The following is a 17,331-nucleotide window of genomic DNA, read 5'->3' on the forward strand; positions in this document are numbered from 1 at the left end:
AACGTTCAACTCATTTCAAGCAACTTTTTTAGCGACCTTTGCACTCAAAACCACACTTGTAAATATCAAGACCGTGCCAGCTACTGCATAGATATCCGGCACATGTCCCCAAATCACCCACCCCCAAAACCCTGCGAAAGCAATACCGACATAACTTACAGGGGAAACGAGACTGGCAGGCGCATAGGTATACGCCAAGGTATAAAGATACATACCTACATATAGTGTTGCAGAGACAACCAGCACCCACCCCCAAGTATTAACAGGTAAAGCAATCGAATGCCCCTGACTTATCGCCAATATAAAAGAGCACAAAGCCGAAAAACCAAAGTAAACAATCATGGTTTCGTGAGAACTGACTTTAGTACTTAACATACGTGTTGTGACCATCGAAAAAGCCAAGCCAACGGCCGAAAGAAAGCCAACCACATGCCAAGGGTTAAGGTTTTCTGGAGTCGGGTGTATCACCAACGCAACACCCACAAAACCAAGCAATAGCGGAATCCAACGCGCCTTAGGAATCAATATTTTGTATACAAGCAACACAACAAGCGGGACACACAGGGGAGCACTACTGCGTAAAAGCGACGCTTCAACCAAAGGAATTTTATTCAATGCTAAGTAATAACAAAGAAAGCCGACAAAACCACCCACACTTCTCAGAATATGGATTTTAATCGTATCAAAAGAACGTTTTTCCCACTTGCCACGCATTTGAGGCAACAGAACAACGACACAAAATAGACTCTGCCAAAAAACCAATACAGAGACCGGTATTTCAGTTTGAACTTGCTTGGCGCCGACAGCGGCAATGGACATAATAAATGCGTAAGAAATGGTTGCGTAAATTCCTTTACGCACTTTAAATACGGCTTGCGACACAAACTACCTCATGGTCATTAAAATAGGCTAACAACCATAAAGCTGGAAGTTAGAGCCCTAAATATCGTTCAAAATGAACGTTGCGACTCCTTCCTGTTAATACTTGTGCACTGTCCTGTGCTACAAGCTTTCCCTTATCGACAAGTATGACGTTTCCATCCACAAATATCGCGTCATCAGGAGAATGCGTCACCATCAAGGCAATCAAACGCTGCTCGTGCGTCAGCTGTTTAACAAGGCTCAACATTTCTCGCCTGAGCGAAGGGTCTAATGCACTAAAAGGTTCATCTAGTAACAATATTGGCTGCTGCCGAACCAATGCTCTTGCGATCGATACTCTCTGCACCTGACCACCTGATAGTTCCCCGGGGAACTTCATTGAAAGAGCGTCGAGCTGCACTTTTTCAAGTGACTGCATTACTCGCGCCTTATCTGTCGACGAGAGCTTTCGTGAAGGATGAATACCAACAGCAACATTGTCCCAAACACTCAACTGAGGGAAAACATTGTCACTTTGAAAAAGAGTCGTAATGGGTCGTTGGCTGGGTTCTAACGCAAACACATCCCGCCCATCAAAACGCGCTTGCCCTTCTCCTTTTAGAAAACCACCTAAAAGGTACAGCAGTGTACTTTTTCCTTCACCACTTCCGCCAAGCAAACACGTAAAGCCTTTATCAATCTTAGCCTGATAATGCGCGCTAAAATCATCCCACTGATAATGCAGATTAAATTCTAGCAATTTTTCCGCCTATAATTCGATTAGTAAGATAGAAACAAATAAGACAAAGCAATAACAACACAATAGCGACGCACGCGCCCTGCTCAATACGGTATGAACCAATGAGCTGAAACAAATACAAGGGTAATGAAAGCAGATCTTGACTGCCAAACAACGCCACGACCCCCATATCACCTAGACTCAAAACCAATGCATAGGCAATACCTTGAGCTAAACCTGAACGCGTATATGGCCACTCCAGTTTAAAACGCTGCCACCCCTTAATACCTAAGGATTCGTACAGAAATTGATAGCGTTTTTCATACTGATAAAAAACAGGCGCAATAGAGCGAATAACAAAAGGAAGAGCCATTACCGCGTTAACCCAAACCACCACCCAAAAGGTATAACCAAAACCGACACCCAAATTTCGCAAGATTAAAAATAGACCCGTTGCCAACACAATACTCGGTACCATTAATACCAAATTGCCCATTTGCTCTAAGCGAAACGACCACTTAGCATAACGTAAACTAAACAAACTACTTCTTGCAAGTGACACCACGCAAACTGCCAGCAGTAGCGAAAGCAATGCAGAAGGCAATGCAATTTTCAGAGAGACCATAACAGCATGCCAAAGCGCGTCATCTAAAAGGGTCGTCCAAAATAATGCACTGAAAACAGGTGTAAAAATGGCTAAAAACGGCGGCACCATGAGCAACAATGCCATCAGGCACGCTAAAACATCGATAAGTAGGGATAACCTCCCCCCTTTAAATTGACTTCGTTGCCCTTCAATCAAGCTAACATCTTGACTTAAAACGGGAGAATAGCGATACACACACCATGCAACAACTGAACAGATACACACTTGTAGAAGTGACAAAAAACTCGCTTTGGCAATATCAAAATCAAACCGTAACGCCTGATAAATCGCCACTTCTAACGTACTCGACTTAGGCCCTCCTCCTAAACTTAGCACGACCGCAAAACTTGAAAAACACAGCATGAAAATGAGAACAAAAGCACCGGGTAACGCTTTACGAATATAATGCCATTCAATAATCTTAAACGCGTACCAACGACCAAAACCAAATTGATTCGCCAAACGCCACTGAGCATCAGGAATCATCTGATACACCTGCAATATCAGACGCACTGCCAATGGCATATTGAAAAAGACATGGGCGAGCAAAATACCAAACAAACCATATAAGCCAAACACATCCGCAACACCACTAAACACGCCATTGCTACCGTACACCATAACGATGCCTAAAATGGCAATGATCGCTGGCACCACCATAGAAACCGCAAACAAATTCAGAAGAAAGCGTCGCCCCCAAAAATGTCGGTGATACAAACAAGAAGCCACAGGTATCGCCAACGCAATGCTAATAAGCGTACTTAACAAAGCCTGAAGAAAAGAAAACCGGATAAGACGCCAAAGATAAGGCTCTTGAAGATAGCCCGCCCACTCAACAGGCGATGAGTACAGCAATAGGGAAAAGAAGGCCGCAAAGCCAACCAAAAGATAAAACAGGAGCCCGCCTAAGGCGGGCCAATGTGATCGTAGAAAAGTATTCAAAAAGGTTCGCTTCCCAACAATAAAATCACCCATTCACGAACCCAAATGAACGACTATCGAGTTGTCGCATTTAACCACTCGTTAATCCAAGCTTTACGGTGTTCCGCAACATCATTAGCAGGAAGCGTCAGTACCTTCGTAGGCTGCTGTAATTGAGAGAAAATCTCAGGCAACTCATTAACGTCATCAATGACCGGCAGCATCCAGTTTCCCGTCGCAACTGTATTTTGGAACTCAGACGTCAAAATAAACGACATAAACTGCTGCGCCAACGCTTTATTAGGTGCATTTTTAAGCGTCGCGGCTACTTCTACTTGAGGATAAAAACCTTCTGATGCTGGGGCCGCTTTGTATTTTGTCTCACCTTCGGCAACAACATGATACGCAGGCGATGTTGTGTAGCTCAGTACCACATCTGCTTCTCCTTTAAGGAATAAGCTATACGCATCGTACCAACCTTTTGTCACGGTTACCGTATGAGAAGCAAGCGTTTCCCATGCTTGATCTGCGCTGTCACCATAGACGGACTTCATCCATAGCAACAACCCCAATCCAGGCGTCGAAGTACGAGGATCTTGATAGATCACCCTCAAATCTTTATTTTCAACCACTTCCTTTAAGCTTTTAGGTGGTTGAGCCATCGCTTCGCTGTTGTAAATAAACGCGAAATAACCTTGGTCAAACGGAACAAAGTATTTGTCGCTCCACCCACCAGCAACATTCACGTTAGAAGTGTCAACAGCATGCTCTGCTAACAAACCGGTTTTCTTAGCCGCTTCCATTACATTTAGGTCAAGCCCCAAAACCACATCAGCCGAAGAGCTTAATCCTTCTAACTGAACACGAGAGAGAATACCAACCGAAGAATCCAACGTGACGTAGTTCAAAGTACAATCGCATTGTGCTTCGAATTTTGTTTTGATTTTTGGACCCGGGCCCCAGTCAGAGGCAAACGAATCATAGGTATAAACATTTAATGTAGATGCAGCAACAGCAGAACTTGCTGTAACCAACATCACAGATGCAGAAAAGGCAGTTAACAAAGTTTTTTTAAAAGACATCAGGTCGCTCCAATTACGAGCGGCGTACAGCAGAAATGGCAAGACAAGACTCGCTATCTCAATTCCTACGCCAGCATTATCTGGTTCAGGTTCAATGGGTTAGCAAAGCTTCTCAGCCACACAGCTCATCGATAGATGAGCAGATGTATGGCACCCCAAGAGATAAATCGGGTTTATTGTAATCAGCAATTAAATCAAAGTCACTTTAAAGTAACAGGACATACATCTTAAATTGCATAAACTACGCACTTTCACTGATTGATGATTTCTTATTTAAAGTTATGACGTAACACAGGGCTTTTAATGAGGCTAAAGAATAACATGCGGTAAAAATCGACTCATGTCTTGAGTGATGGGGTTGCTGTCTTCTCTGATCGAGATGCCAACCGCTTGATTATCGACTAACCAACTGCCGATCAATGTATAACTATCACCAAATTTTGGCAGCATATGCGTCGCTTGATAGATAAAACCTTCCTCACCATAGGGGCCGGATGACGCTTCAATATCGGCATTATCCCCAATAAATGAAATGTTCGAACCTTCACGAGAAAAGATTGGTTTTTTAACAAGAGAGTCTAAGCCTGTTGCCAAATGCAGCTCGTCTTCAAAAAATGCAGGCAGCAGATTCGGATGGTTAGGAAACATTTTCCATAACATGGGCAAAAGCGCTTTATTGGAAAGAATACTCTTCCAAGGAGGCTCCAACCAACGGATATTATTGCTTCCAAGGTGCTCAGAAAACGCCTCCTGAAATATAAACTCCCAAGGATACAATTTGAACATTGAACTGATAACTTGATTTTTCAGGTCCGTAAAATGGCCGAATTCATCCCGACCAATATCATCAATGTACACAAAGTCCGTTTCGATGCCCGCCTCATTGGCACAGTCTTCGAGATACTGAACCGTGCCACGATCTTCGGGAGTGTCCTTACAACAAGAGAAGTGCAAAACTCGGTCTGGCGTTAGGTATTTTATTTCTTTAAAACGATTTACCAGCTTTTCTTGCAAGCTATTAAACTGATCTGAAGCGCTAGACAGCTTGCCTGCATCGACTTTATCTTGCAACCAAAGCCATTGCCAAAAACCAGTCTCGTAAACACTGGTAGGAGTATCCGCATTATTTTCATATAGCTTTGCGTCTCCTTTACCAGAATACGCAAAATCTAATCGAGAATATAAACTAGGGTCACCGTTAGTCCAAGATTGACGAATAAAGTCCCACTGGGCCTCTGGTATACAAAAGCGTCGCAACAAGGCATCGTCATTCACAACGCGCTCAACCGCCGCTAAACACATCTGGTGAACTTCTTCTGTGGGCTCTTCGATGCCTTTTTCAATCTGTTCTAATGTAAACTGATAGTAGGCACTTTCATCCCAGTATTTTTCCCCATACATGGTATGAAACTCAAAGCCAAACTCTTCTGCTTTTTGTTGCCAATTTAACCGTTCAGCAGTAGGGATGCGAAACATCTAGCCGCCCCACCCTTTCGATTTACCACCGCCCCAATTTGACTTGGCAGATGCCACCGCACCAAAACCTCCGCGCGAGACTGTGCGCGTTACTTTTGGTTTTGGCTTCAATGCTGAAGGAGGAACAGAATACGAACGCTTTCCAGGGGTACCAATAATAGCGCCATCCGCTGTCATCAACCTATTACGATAGGATGATCCTGAATTACGATATTGATAAACGGGATTATAGGTATAGGCTCTATTATTCAACATGTTACCTATCATAAAGCCGGTCAACATCGGCATAAAAAAGCCAGAGGATTGCGGTCTGATACATTGATCATAACCAAAATCTTCTTCACATTGCCGCTCACTTCCATATCTAGGACCAGTACGTACCGACTCTTCAATCGCTTTTTGATACGCGACCTGACATTGTTGCAACGAAAGTGTGGTATTCGCAGTACAGTCTTCAACAGAAGATACAACCTTTACTTCTTCATCAGGCTGGCTGCATGCCGTTAAGGTAATCGCTGCAATCGCGAGCGTAAGTGGTCGAAACGCGGGATGCTTCGGACCTTCTTTGCGCATTTTATTAAGGCTAATATATTGGCTTCTTTTCACAATATACTCCTCAATAAGTCATACATGCTGAATTAAGTACCCCTACGGAAACACTGACCGACGCGAGAATAATCCCTGCGCTCACTTCATTGGCAATGATTCGAGCAACAATTTTTGGCATAAAGATGAATCGAACCACGGCAAATGCGAGAGATTGCGCGACGAGTGCGATTAGCCCCCAAATAGCGAAATCGACAATAGAAACCGAGTTGGATGCCGCGCCTCCCAACGCAATTGAAAAACCAATGATAGCGCCACCTAAACCAATAGAAGCCGCCGTATTTTGTTCGGATTTAATCAACTTCCATTCGTCATGAGGGGTAATGAACGAGTACACGAAAGTAAAGACAACGACGAATAAGAGAGCCAGGCCAAAATAGCCACCAAAATTACCAACACTTATGAGAAGGTCTTGCACTTGCGGATCCATAAAAATTCCTTGTTTGTAAATGATTAGTTATTAACCATGGATTGTTAATTGAGAAGGGCTTAGTGTAATACCAGTACTTAACACAAAACAGCGATTTAACCCACCTTGCTGCTCACTTTCCTCCGCTGAAAGGAAGAGTGATTCAGTACAATCATTGGCTATTTCACGCTCAAATAGCATTATAAATTGATCCGTTTCTGACATTTCACCTTCGTCGTCATAAGTACGTTCTTGTACATATACAGGATTGTGGTAGTCGCTCGCAGAGGTCCAAACCCTCTGATAAAGATGGTTTTCTAATTCGTAAGTCGGCGTGCCTATTTGTTGGTTTAACAAGGTATCCCACACACTTTGGGAGGCGATATCTTGAGTGTCGTAAAAATGAAAAAGCTTTACATCAACAACGTCTTCCGCTTTTTTACCGCCTTCAGCAATGACTTGGAGAAAGGCATCATCATCCGTATAAAAACGAAACATCCACGTTCCATCAAGTTCTGCGATTCCTGCCGCCTTTATTATGTAGCTAGAAGCAGCGTTATCAATGACTAGACTGTCTTGCGTCATTCGCATTAAAAGTGGGTCTATTTCAAAACTACCACCTAAGCGCAACCCCATAATAGAAGGTGTATCTTGAGATGGGGACTTTGGTTTATTTTTCTTAAAAAGTGACGAAAACATAGTCTCGCTCTTAGTCGTAACCTTAACAGAATCCCATAAAGGTTCGTTATTTAGCTTACAAAAAATGTATAAATATAGCCGCAGCGCCTTAATATGATGCTCCGTGCGCAAACGCGGCTATATTATACGCCTCTACCCTTTCTTAGAAGCAAGTAACTGCGCAAGCTTGTCTGAACCGCTTTTGCTTGCTCCCGATTTAATACCTGCCGCTTTTAATTTAGAGTCCAATGAACTACCGGACTCTTCAGCCGCTAGCTCTTCGGCAACGTCTAACTCAGCACTGCGTTGCTTTTGCTTTTCTTTAATACGATCAAGGCTACTTAAGGCAGTTTTGACTTTGCTATTTGCACCCATATGCCGAGTCGATACAGCAACTTGTGCTTGTTGAACAGACTCTGTTGCTTTCACTTGCTCTATCTGCTGCTCCATGCGACGAACATTGGTTTTTGCTTTTGAAATATTGGCTTTCAAAGACTTTTCAGAAGATAAAAAGCTATCAAGAATACCTTGCTCAACGTCAAGAGTAGATTCTAATTCACTGACTCTATCAGCACATTCGATCGCTAATGCCTCATCAGTCTCGCTCGCTGCAATAGCATGATTCGTATAGGTTTCGATATCCGCTTTCAATGCCGATACTTTGCCTTCAGCTAATTTACGTTTCGCCATAATACGAGTTAGACTTTCATCACAAGATTGAAGCTCTTTTTTCGCTTCACGCATCTCTTGATCCAGTATGCGAATCGCTTGAGAATCAGCAACGGCTTCGATCCCTTCATTGGTTGCACCACGAAGTGCTGTCCATAATTTTTTCAGGCTCATAGTACGATCTCCATATTTAGGTCGTCACTGTATAACTCAAGAAACTCGGATACATTATTGAAAAGGGTTTCAATCTCTTCCAGTACAACACTTTCTTTACTGTCAATGGATAACGCACCAAATGCAATGTAGTACTCATCATCACCGATGTTTTTAATGCAGATAGAGGTTAGCGGTACTAACTGATGGCTGCGTAAAATGAGGTTGTTCAAACGGTCTTTATCTTTGACATTCGCCGCTGAAAATAACGCTGTCTCGACCAAAATTTGCTGATTGCCCACATAGACAAAAACATCAATGCCTTCATCATTAGAAATATTTAGACACTCACCTTCTGGCTCTACAACCCAATTAGGCTGAGCTTCAATGAGCGTCAACAGTGTATCTTTGTTCCAGGACATAAAGTTTTCCTTTTAATAACGACAGAAGAGCGTGTAACATAAGCAACGAATATAGCACCTAGAAAACAACTGTCAACTATGATCTATGCTCATTGCAGTGCATCGAAGGTATAGTTAATATGGGCTTAATCACTATAAATCAATCATATTTAATCAAATAACGAACATAATGAACCCAGATCAAAATATTAAAAACCGACACTCTCTATCTCCCTATAAACTTGCAATCACTCGTTACATTCGTTCGTCTCTCGCATTAAAAGGGATGAAGTACGAAGACCTATCTATGGCATTGGATAAAAAGGGAATCTGTATGACGCCAGAGAATTTACGTAGCAAAACACATAAAGGCATGTTTTCCGCCGATCTATTTGCAGTCATCGTGGATGTATTGGAGTTGGAAGACACTGCGCTGCAAGAGATCCTAAAGCAGGTAAAAAATGTTTAAGAAAATCATCCCAGCAGAAATAACGTATTTTGTTATCGCTATCTGGGGCGTATTTTTCGCCAACATTATTTTAGTCGGGATCAATCTAAATCAATTTGGAATTCGCCCAAGAACGCTGGATGGTTTATACGGTATAGTATTGTCACCGTTTTTACACGCAGGACTTTACCATTTGATTTCGAATACCCTTCCTTTACTTGTTCTAGGGAGTTTGCTGAGAGCGTCAGTCGGATCAAATAAATTACGCTATATAATGACCCTTGGCGCTCTTGGCTCGGGCATCGGAGTTTGGTGCTTTGGAAGCAGTCATGTCATAGTCGGCGCTTCGGGAATGGTGTTTGCGTTACTTGGCTTTATGTTTTCCAACGCGTTATTCAACCCTAGTATACGCAACTGGTTAATTGCTATTGCCGCTTTTATTACCTACGGCGGAGCACTTTTTTCGCTCGTTAGCTTCCTACCTTATATTTCATGGGCTGCGCATTTCTGGGGGTTCATTTCAGGCGTTGTGCTATCGATATTACTTAGACAGAAGTAAGCTCTTCAATGTGCTCTAACGTGCGCTCCAACGCCCCTTGATTCTTTTGAGCATAAACCAGCGCTTTTTGCCCCATTTCTACCCTATTATCTCTTTCGCTTAGTGCTATTAGAGCTTTAACAAGCGCATCTTTCGCTTCACAACGTAGTGCTCCACCCTCTTCAATCAAGGATTGAGTAATTTCTTTAAAATTAAAGGTATGAGGCCCAACTAAAATGGGCTTTCCTAGTACGGCAGGCTCAATTGGGTTATGTCCGCCACGTTCAATTAGACTGCCGCCAACAAAAGCAACGTCAGAAGCTTGATAATAGCGCATAAGCTCACCCATGCTGTCGCCAATTAACACATCAGTGTCACACCAATTATTGGTCTTATCGTCAGAACGTTTTTCTACTTTTGAAAAAAACTGATTGGCAAGTTTCGTGACACTTTCAAAGCGCTCTGGGTGCCTTGGCACAAGAATAAGCAAAGCATTGGGAAAGGTATTTTTTAATGTTTTGTGCACAGCAAGTAAGACTTCGTCTTCACCGTCATGCGTACTGGCTCCGATCCAAACAAAGCGGTTTGAACCAAGCGCTTCCCGCCAGTCTGACTCAAGCACATCTTGTGAGAGCATAACGTCAAACTTAATACTGCCAGACACTTCTACATGCCTCGCGCCAAGCTCAATAAAGCGGGCTGAGTCATTTTCATGATGAGCGAGAAATAAATCGGGGAAAGCAAACAGCTTACGAGAGAAGCCTGAAAATCGTTTGTAGTTTTTCGCCGACTTTTCGCTCATTCGAGCATTAACAATACAGATCGGAATGTTTTTGGCTTTAAGACCTTTTAAAAGGTTAGGCCATAGTTCCGTCTCAATGATTGCCATTCGCCGACATTGAACCTGACTCAGCGCCTTATTCACATACGCCGGATAATCCATAGGCAAATAACGATGTACGATTTGATTACCAAACAGCTTAATCGCTTGTTCAGCTCCCGTCGGCGTGACAGTGGTTAGTAAGAGAGTTTGCTGTGGGTGAGCTGCAAGCCACCGAGCTACTAACTCTTTGGCTGCTAAGACTTCACCCACTGAGGCACAATGCAACCAGAACTCGACTTTGGTTTCAGGCCAGTTTCCAAACACTTCTTCAAGACGATAATTTGAATAACTCGCCTGATAGCGCCGAACCTTTTTCATCAAAACAGGTTTGAGACATTTAAGCAGTACTTGATATAACCACATAGACGCTTATTTGAACCTATTTATTCTGCAAACTGCTGTTTGTGAAGCTGTGCATAAGCACCGTCTTTTTCAAGAAGTTCAGAATGCGTACCGACTTCGACGATCTCCCCGTGATCTATTACCGCAATCATATCTGCTTTTTCTATGGTTGAGAGTCGATGGGCAATCGCGATGGTAGTGCGGTTCTCCATCAAGGTATCTAAGGCTTGCTGAATTGCTCGCTCTGATTCACTGTCCAATGCAGAAGTCGCTTCGTCCAAAATAAGAATAGGCGCATTCTTCAAGATCGCACGAGCAATTGCGATACGCTGACGTTGTCCACCCGAAAGCAATACACCATTCTCACCAACGACGGTATCAAACCCGTTTTCTAGTTCTTGAATAAAGTCGAGTGCATTCGCGGCTTTAGCAGCGTCGATTATTTTCTGGTCTGGTGTATTCCGCAATCGACCATAAGCGATGTTTTCTCGAATGGTGCCATTAAACAATACAACATTCTGATTAACCAGTGCGATCTTGTCCCGCAATGAGGTCAGGTCATAGTCTTGTATTTCATGACCATCGATTAAAAGACGGCCGCCCGTGACGTCATAAAAACGAGGAATTAGGCTTGCGATGGTTGATTTACCGCCACCAGAGCGCCCCACTAAAGCCAACGTTTTACCCGCTTCAAGCGTTAAGCTGACGTCGTTCAATGCCAACTTATCCGAAGATGGGTATTGAAAACGCACATCCTCCCAACGAATTTCTCCCTTTAGGGAATTTGAACGTCGTTTACCTTGGTCAACTTCTTCGTCCATATCAATAAACTCAAAGATACTTTGAGCGGCAGCGATACCTTTCTGCAGGATGCTGTTCACTTCCGTCAGCTGTCGCATCGGTTTGCTGAGCATGCCAGCGGCGGTAATAAAAGAAACAAAATCGCCTGATGACATGTTGTCACTGAACGTTGGGTCAAGTGCCAACCAAATTAAGCCAGAGAGCGAAATCGCCACTAGAAACTGAACAATAGGGGTATTAAGTGCTTTGGTTAACTCCATTTTCAGTTGAGATCGGCGATTTTCATGGGCCGCATCACGAAAACGTTTGGTTTCGTATTCAATCCCACCAAAGATTTTAACAACTTCCTGCCCTTTGATGGCTTCAGAAGCCACATCAGTCACTCCCCCCATCGCACCTTGTATGCGCTTACTTAGCTTTCTAAAACGCTTAGAAGCATAAGATACGACTAATCCGATAACAGGAAGAATAATCAGAAACAATAACGACAGTTTCCAATTAATGTAGAGCATGTAACCCAGCAAACCAACAACGGTAAAACCCTCGCGAAGTATGACCTTAATCGCGGAGGTAACAGACCCTGTTACCTGTTCGGTATCATACGTAATTTTTGAGAGTAAGCGCCCCGAAGGCATGCTGTGGAAATAGTTGGAAGGCAACACGACCATTTTTTCAAACATACTGGTTCTTAGATCGTATACCACTTTATTGGCTATCAAGGCCATAAAGTAGCTACCTAGAAAGGTACCCAAACCACGAATAATAAAAATCACCAGTATCGCAAGCGGGATGAGTAGTCTATTTTCCGCAATCTCATTGTTAGATACTACATCAACTATGTGTTTCAAGATCCAAGCTTGAGCTGGCTCCATTGCGGAGTACAAAACAAAACCAAATACACTTAGAGCAAAATAAAACCAAGAAGAACGTATATAGCCCAAGAGACGTAAATAAACCTTTAAGCCTGACTCATCTAGTGGTTTGTGTTGAGCATCTTTCGAAGAAGCTTGAGCTGCTTTTTGCATTTAGCCATTCGCCTTTTCGATAATTGAAGTCGTCGAGTAACCATCGACAAAGGTTAAGACTTTTACTTCACCACCGGAATTAATCACGTGATCCGCTCCGACAATACTATCAATCGTGTAGTCGCCGCCTTTGACGAGTACATCAGGTGACAATGCTTCGATCAGTTCTTTAGGAGTGTCTTCGTCAAAACAAGTCACCCAATCAATAGCACCAATACCTTCTAGTACCGCCATTCGATGCTTAAGATCATTAATGGGGCGCTTTTCACCTTTAAGACGCTTTACAGATGCATCAGTATTTACGGCTACAATTAACCGATCACCTAAGGCTTTTGCTTGCCTCATATAGGCAACATGCCCGGGGTGTAAAATATCAAAACACCCGTTGGTGAAAACTACTTTTTCACCATTAAGTTGAGCAAGTTTAATCTGTTCTCGCACTTGCTCTGGCGATAAAACACCAAAATTAGTCGTTCGCGAGCGCGCAAACATGATGACCTCTAACTGCTCCGAGGTAATAGAGGCGGTTCCAAGTTTTCCGACTACAAAACCAGCGGCTTGATTCGCATACTCAACGGCATCAACAAAACGCTGACTAGTTACGTATACTGCTGTAAGAGCAGCGATCACCGTATCGCCTGCTCCTGTAACATCAAATACTTCCTTAGCCGCCGTAGCCAGTGAGAAAGGGTTGTGATTATCTTGCAGTAAAACCAAACCATCTTCACCGCGTGTGACTAACAAGGCATCCCAGCTATGTTTCTCTCGAAGCGCATTACCTTTGTCAACAATTTCTTTAGCGCTCTCACACTTGCCAACGATCGCTTCAAATTCACTTAAATTCGGTTTAACCAGTGTTGCGCCTTGATAAATAGAAAAATCGTTTCCTTTCGGGTCAACAAAGCTGGGCACGTTCTGTTTATTCGCTGCTTCAATTAGATCAGGCACACCCGCTAAACAGCCTTTCGCGTAATCAGAGAAAATGACAGCATTTGCATTGGGTAAACACTCGGTCACCGCTTCTAAGATCTTCTCATTTTGCTCAAGTGTGTCTTCACGCTCTTCGAAATCAAGGCGTATTAGCTGTTGATGGCGGCTAATCACTCGCAGTTTAGTAATAGTAGGAAGCGCTGGAGAGTAAACAAAGTGACATTCTACACCTTCCTTCTCTAGCGACTTTTTAAGTATACCCGCATTTTCATCGTCACCGACTACACCCACTAAAGTGACCGAGACGCCTAACTTAGCTAACCCCAGGGCGACATTGGCTGCACCACCAGGGCGGTCTTCAATATTAGAGACTTTCACAACTTGCACAGGGGCTTCAGGCGAAATTCGAGAAGTGCCGCCATGCCAATAGCGATCCAACATTACATCGCCTACTACAAGTATGTTTTTATCTTTAAAATTCAAGTAAGAAGAGTTCATAAATGCTTTAATCATCGATTTTTGAAGGCCGACATCTTATCATAGTCGCACTCTAAGTTGGACACACCAAAATCATCTAAACCCGAGCTTACATAAATATGTTTCAAAATAGTCTCATTTCTTGTCAAAACCTGTTTTTTCACGGCATTTTGAAAAACTGGCAAGAGCATGCATTTGATCCTTTACGCGGCTTTAGCTATGAAAGCATGCGACACAATTGGGAAAGAAATAAGGTTGGTCGTGTACGCCTACTGACTCAATGTCGCCAACTTTATACATTAAGTCATGCTTCTTTGTCTTACTCTGATTGCGTCAACAACTCTTTGCTAACGCCGTTATTTGATTTCATTCTGGCTCATTTTAAACAGGATCAACGGTGGATATTTTCCTTAAATGACGACTTAGAAAAGCTCGATACCAAGACTGATGCTTACGCTCTGGCGTTCGTTTTACTCTCGTTCAGTCATTACTTCAAAGCAACAGGCGACGAAAGAGCACTTAATGAAATACAAGTAACTCACGATTTTTTACAAGATAATATGCGTTCAGAGTTTGGCGGTTTTGAGGAGAGCTACCCTATAGATCGCTCCTTGATTCGACGACAGAACCCTCACATGCATTTACTTGAAGGTTACCTTGCCGCATACGAAGTGACACAAGAAACTGCCTATAAAATTCAAATTGGTGAGTTACTAACGCTTGCACGTTCCGCGTTTTTTGATCCAATAACCAATACTCTACGAGAGTTTTTTCTAAAAAACTGGAAAGTTCACCCGTCGGAAGGACACATCATTGAGCCAGGGCACCACTTTGAGTGGATATGGCTACTGCATAAGGCAAACAAAGTTTCTCCAAATTCAATGAACATAGAGATTGCAGATAAGCTTTGGTCTATCGCGTCTAAACATGGAATTTCTGAAAAAAGTGGCGTGTTTAACCAAATCCATGCTGATAGCTACGTAACACTAGACACTGAAAAGCGTATTTGGCCGATAACAGAATACTTAAAAGCGTTGTGTGTCATTGATCTGGACGAAAACGAAAAATTAGATCGTTTCGAAAAAGCTCTATCGTTTTTAAAAGATCATTACTTTACAGCAGACGGCAGATGGAACGAGTATTTAAATGAAGACGATTCCCCGAAAAATATCCCTCTACCAGGCACCACGACCTACCATATTTTCTTAGGTCTAAACGAAGTGATAAACTGGTCGCAAACTGAATTTACTAAATAGGATAACGCAGCATGTATATAGTCACCGGCGGAGCCGGCTTTATCGGTAGTAATATCATCAAAGCGCTTAACAAACGCGGCATTACCAATATTCTTTTAGTAGATGATCTTACTGACGGTAAAAAATGCCTAAACCTTTCCGATCTCAACATTGCTGATTACATGGACATGTACGACTTTCTTGAGTTAGTAAAAGCAAACGCTCTTAACTTGAAAGTTGATGCCGTATTCCACGAAGGTGCATGTTCAGCAACCACCGAATGGAACGGCAAATATGTTATGGACGTCAATTACCAATACTCAAAAGCGGTGTTACATTGGTGCTTAAAAAACAAAGTGTCTTTTTCATATGCCTCTTCTGCATCGGTTTATGGTGCTGGACCAATCTTTCAAGAAACAAGAGACCACGAAAACCCGCTAAACATGTACGCGTTTTCAAAGTTTCAATTTGATCAATACGTTAGAACTATTCTTCCAGAAGCAAAATCACAAATCGTCGGCTTCCGATATTTTAACGTCTATGGGCCGCGTGAAAACCACAAAGGGTCCATGGCAAGTGTCGCTTTCCATCTTCGCAATCAAGTACTTGCAGGAGAAAACCCAAAACTGTTCGGCGCTTATGACGGCTATGAAGCCGGCGGGCAAAGTCGAGACTTTATCTATGTTGAAGATTTAGTCGAAACCAAATTATGGTTCCTCGAAAATGACGACAAGTCTGGCATTTTCAATTTGGGCACAGGACATGCAGAACCTTTTAGAACCATCGCTGAAACAGTGATAGAACATTATGGAAAAGGTGAAATTGAGTACATTTCATTCCCAGAGCATTTAAAAGGCGCTTATCAAAGTTTTACTCAGGCAGATATCAGTAAACTGCGAGACTCTGGCTACACTGGCAACTTTAGAAGCCTTTCAGAAGGCGTGAAAGATTACATGACATGGTTAGACAGTCGTGACTAAATATTTAATTGTAGGCCCTTCTTGGGTAGGCGATATGGTCATGGCCCAGAGCCTATTTATTCGCTTAAAAGACATTGAGCCGGATTGCATCATTGATGTTATCGGACCTAACTGGTCAGCACCAATTCTAGCTCGTATGCCAGAAGTTCGAAACGCCATTAGTCTACCAACAGGGCATGGCGAATGGGGGATTTCGACTCGACGCAATTTAGGAAAGTCACTTCGAGCTGAGAAATACGATAAGTCGATTACAATTCCGCGTTCTTGGAAGTCGGCGCTCGTGCCCTTTTTTGCCTCAATCCCACATAGAGTTGGGTTTCACGGCGAGCAGCGATACATTCTTTTAAACGAACGACGCAAACTTGATAAGAGTATTTTAAACCAGACAGTAAAACGTTTTGTCTCTCTTGGAGAGGAGCTGCACAACGCTTATCCTCCTACGTCCTTGCCAGAGCCTAAATTAACCGTCAACTCAGACAACCAAGCGAACCTCTACACAACATTGGGACTTTCAGATAGACCTGCAATTGCACTAATGGCAGGTGCTGAGTTCGGCCCTTCTAAACAGTGGCCAATATCGCACTTTAGAGAGGTTGCTAAAGCGGCACTCCAAAAAGGCTACCAAGTTTGGACACTAGGAGGGCCGAAGGACTCTGAGGACGGAGATCGTATTCTTGAAGAACTTGGTGAGGAGGCGATCAATTTATGCGGTAAAACGAAACTCGTTGACGCTATCGATTTACTAGGAGCTGCGGACATTGCAGTCAGTAATGACTCGGGCTTAATGCACGTCGCTGCCGCAGTTGGTACCAAGGTACACGGTATTTATGGTTCCACCAGCGAGCTGTTTACACCCCCTCTTACTGACAATAAGATCATTCATAATTTACATCTTGATTGCTCACCATGCTTTAAAAGGCAATGTCCTTTGGGGCATACAAATTGTCAGACAAACCTTCCTGCTAGTGATGTAATCCAATATATTACTCCATCCCTCAGCGAAACTTAGCTTTTCTTCGAAAAGACCAATT

The 17,331-nt window shown here is 43.0% G+C and carries 18 protein-coding genes and 1 riboswitch; of the genes, 5 read left to right on the forward strand and 13 right to left on the reverse strand.

What is annotated here, in order from left to right:
* Positions 1 to 15: 15 nt before the first annotated feature.
* The 10 genes from MARME_RS16420 to MARME_RS16465 all read right to left on the reverse strand — a co-directional run bounded on the left by MARME_RS16420 (position 16) and on the right by MARME_RS16465 (position 8,662).
* A complete protein-coding gene (locus MARME_RS16420) occupies positions 16 to 882 on the reverse strand; it encodes a DMT family transporter (protein ID WP_013662381.1) in 867 nt (288 codons plus the stop codon).
* A gap of 49 nt (positions 883 to 931) precedes the next feature.
* Positions 932 to 1,621, reverse strand: coding sequence for a thiamine ABC transporter ATP-binding protein (locus tag MARME_RS16425; RefSeq protein ID WP_013662382.1), 690 nt, complete (start codon positions 1,619 to 1,621; stop codon positions 932 to 934).
* A complete protein-coding gene (gene thiP, locus MARME_RS16430) occupies positions 1,608 to 3,221 on the reverse strand; it encodes a thiamine/thiamine pyrophosphate ABC transporter permease (RefSeq protein WP_013662383.1) in 1,614 nt (537 codons plus the stop codon). The genes MARME_RS16425 and thiP overlap by 14 nt, the downstream gene beginning before the upstream one ends.
* Positions 3,222 to 3,241: 20 nt before the next feature.
* Positions 3,242 to 4,249: a thiamine ABC transporter substrate binding subunit gene (gene thiB, locus MARME_RS16435; protein WP_013662384.1), complete on the reverse strand. Its 1,008-nt coding sequence runs from the start codon at positions 4,247 to 4,249 to the stop codon at positions 3,242 to 3,244.
* Positions 4,250 to 4,293: 44 nt separating this feature from the next.
* Positions 4,294 to 4,417, reverse strand: a riboswitch (TPP riboswitch).
* A 141-nt stretch (positions 4,418 to 4,558) separates the two neighbouring features.
* Positions 4,559 to 5,725, reverse strand: coding sequence for a glutathionylspermidine synthase family protein (locus tag MARME_RS16440; RefSeq protein WP_013662385.1), 1,167 nt, complete (start codon positions 5,723 to 5,725; stop codon positions 4,559 to 4,561).
* On the reverse strand, positions 5,726 to 6,331 hold the full coding sequence (locus MARME_RS16445) for a DUF1190 domain-containing protein (RefSeq protein ID WP_013662386.1): 606 nt from the start codon (positions 6,329 to 6,331) through the stop codon (positions 5,726 to 5,728).
* 10 nt (positions 6,332 to 6,341) lie between these two features.
* Positions 6,342 to 6,761: a DUF350 domain-containing protein gene (locus MARME_RS16450; RefSeq protein WP_013662387.1), complete on the reverse strand. Its 420-nt coding sequence runs from the start codon at positions 6,759 to 6,761 to the stop codon at positions 6,342 to 6,344.
* Positions 6,762 to 6,791: 30 nt separating this feature from the next.
* Positions 6,792 to 7,439, reverse strand: coding sequence for a YjfK family protein (locus tag MARME_RS16455; protein WP_013662388.1), 648 nt, complete (start codon positions 7,437 to 7,439; stop codon positions 6,792 to 6,794).
* A 132-nt stretch (positions 7,440 to 7,571) separates the two neighbouring features.
* Positions 7,572 to 8,261 (reverse strand): PspA/IM30 family protein, encoded by a 690-nt coding sequence (locus tag MARME_RS16460; protein WP_013662389.1) that lies wholly within the window; start codon positions 8,259 to 8,261, stop codon positions 7,572 to 7,574.
* The gene (locus MARME_RS16465) at positions 8,258 to 8,662 is read right to left on the reverse strand and encodes a DUF2170 family protein (protein WP_013662390.1); all 405 of its coding nucleotides are present in this window, start codon (positions 8,660 to 8,662) and stop codon (positions 8,258 to 8,260) included. Before MARME_RS16465 ends, MARME_RS16460 begins: the two co-directional genes overlap by 4 nt.
* A gap of 169 nt (positions 8,663 to 8,831) precedes the next feature.
* Between MARME_RS16465 and MARME_RS16470 the strand changes: the two genes are divergently transcribed.
* Both MARME_RS16470 and MARME_RS16475 read left to right on the forward strand, forming a co-directional pair.
* Positions 8,832 to 9,110, forward strand: a complete 279-nt coding sequence (locus MARME_RS16470; RefSeq protein ID WP_013662391.1) for a DUF6471 domain-containing protein — start codon at positions 8,832 to 8,834, stop codon at positions 9,108 to 9,110.
* Positions 9,103 to 9,648: a rhomboid family intramembrane serine protease gene (locus MARME_RS16475; RefSeq protein ID WP_013662392.1), complete on the forward strand. Its 546-nt coding sequence runs from the start codon at positions 9,103 to 9,105 to the stop codon at positions 9,646 to 9,648. Before MARME_RS16470 ends, MARME_RS16475 begins: the two co-directional genes overlap by 8 nt.
* Here MARME_RS16475 and MARME_RS16480 read toward each other — a convergent pair.
* Genes MARME_RS16480 through hldE form a run of 3 tightly spaced genes read right to left on the reverse strand, consistent with a single transcriptional unit; the run spans position 9,635 to position 14,106 of the window.
* The gene (locus MARME_RS16480; protein ID WP_013662393.1) at positions 9,635 to 10,873 is read right to left on the reverse strand and encodes a 3-deoxy-D-manno-octulosonic acid transferase; all 1,239 of its coding nucleotides are present in this window, start codon (positions 10,871 to 10,873) and stop codon (positions 9,635 to 9,637) included. The genes MARME_RS16475 and MARME_RS16480 overlap by 14 nt on opposite strands.
* 20 nt (positions 10,874 to 10,893) lie before the next feature.
* Complete coding sequence (msbA, locus tag MARME_RS16485; RefSeq protein ID WP_013662394.1) at positions 10,894 to 12,678, reverse strand: lipid A export permease/ATP-binding protein MsbA; 1,785 nt, start codon at positions 12,676 to 12,678, stop codon at positions 10,894 to 10,896.
* Entirely contained in the window at positions 12,679 to 14,106 is a 1,428-nt protein-coding gene (hldE, locus tag MARME_RS16490) for a bifunctional D-glycero-beta-D-manno-heptose-7-phosphate kinase/D-glycero-beta-D-manno-heptose 1-phosphate adenylyltransferase HldE (protein ID WP_013662395.1), read from the reverse strand.
* Between the two features lie 98 nt (positions 14,107 to 14,204).
* Here hldE and MARME_RS16495 point away from each other — a divergent pair, with 98 nt between their 5' ends.
* Genes MARME_RS16495 through waaF form a run of 3 tightly spaced genes read left to right on the forward strand, consistent with a single transcriptional unit; the run spans position 14,205 to position 17,309 of the window.
* Positions 14,205 to 15,341 (forward strand): AGE family epimerase/isomerase, encoded by a 1,137-nt coding sequence (locus tag MARME_RS16495; RefSeq protein WP_013662396.1) that lies wholly within the window; start codon positions 14,205 to 14,207, stop codon positions 15,339 to 15,341.
* Between the two features lie 11 nt (positions 15,342 to 15,352).
* Positions 15,353 to 16,300, forward strand: coding sequence for an ADP-glyceromanno-heptose 6-epimerase (rfaD, locus tag MARME_RS16500; protein WP_013662397.1), 948 nt, complete (start codon positions 15,353 to 15,355; stop codon positions 16,298 to 16,300).
* Positions 16,293 to 17,309 (forward strand): lipopolysaccharide heptosyltransferase II, encoded by a 1,017-nt coding sequence (gene waaF / locus MARME_RS16505; protein WP_013662398.1) that lies wholly within the window; start codon positions 16,293 to 16,295, stop codon positions 17,307 to 17,309. Before rfaD ends, waaF begins: the two co-directional genes overlap by 8 nt.
* Positions 17,310 to 17,331: the final 22 nt, after the last annotated feature.

It is taken from the genome of Marinomonas mediterranea MMB-1, assembly GCF_000192865.1.
GTDB lineage: Bacteria > Pseudomonadota > Gammaproteobacteria > Pseudomonadales > Marinomonadaceae > Marinomonas > Marinomonas mediterranea.

Coding starts and splice junctions, on each gene's coding strand:
- rfaD (WP_013662397.1), top strand. CDS start 15,353: ATGTATATAGTCACCGGCGGAGCCGGCTTTATCGGTAGTAATATCATC.
- hldE (WP_013662395.1), bottom strand. CDS start 14,106: ATGAACTCTTCTTACTTGAATTTTAAAGATAAAAACATACTTGTAGTA.
- MARME_RS16440 (WP_013662385.1), bottom strand. CDS start 5,725: ATGTTTCGCATCCCTACTGCTGAACGGTTAAATTGGCAACAAAAAGCA.
- thiB (WP_013662384.1), bottom strand. CDS start 4,249: ATGTCTTTTAAAAAAACTTTGTTAACTGCCTTTTCTGCATCTGTGATG.
- MARME_RS16465 (WP_013662390.1), bottom strand. CDS start 8,662: ATGTCCTGGAACAAAGATACACTGTTGACGCTCATTGAAGCTCAGCCT.
- thiP (WP_013662383.1), bottom strand. CDS start 3,221: ATGGGTGATTTTATTGTTGGGAAGCGAACCTTTTTGAATACTTTTCTA.
- MARME_RS16455 (WP_013662388.1), bottom strand. CDS start 7,439: ATGTTTTCGTCACTTTTTAAGAAAAATAAACCAAAGTCCCCATCTCAA.
- MARME_RS16495 (WP_013662396.1), top strand. CDS start 14,205: ATGTTTCAAAATAGTCTCATTTCTTGTCAAAACCTGTTTTTTCACGGC.
- msbA (WP_013662394.1), bottom strand. CDS start 12,678: ATGCAAAAAGCAGCTCAAGCTTCTTCGAAAGATGCTCAACACAAACCA.
- MARME_RS16450 (WP_013662387.1), bottom strand. CDS start 6,761: ATGGATCCGCAAGTGCAAGACCTTCTCATAAGTGTTGGTAATTTTGGT.
- MARME_RS16475 (WP_013662392.1), top strand. CDS start 9,103: ATGTTTAAGAAAATCATCCCAGCAGAAATAACGTATTTTGTTATCGCT.
- MARME_RS16470 (WP_013662391.1), top strand. CDS start 8,832: ATGAACCCAGATCAAAATATTAAAAACCGACACTCTCTATCTCCCTAT.
- MARME_RS16480 (WP_013662393.1), bottom strand. CDS start 10,873: ATGTGGTTATATCAAGTACTGCTTAAATGTCTCAAACCTGTTTTGATG.
- MARME_RS16460 (WP_013662389.1), bottom strand. CDS start 8,261: ATGAGCCTGAAAAAATTATGGACAGCACTTCGTGGTGCAACCAATGAA.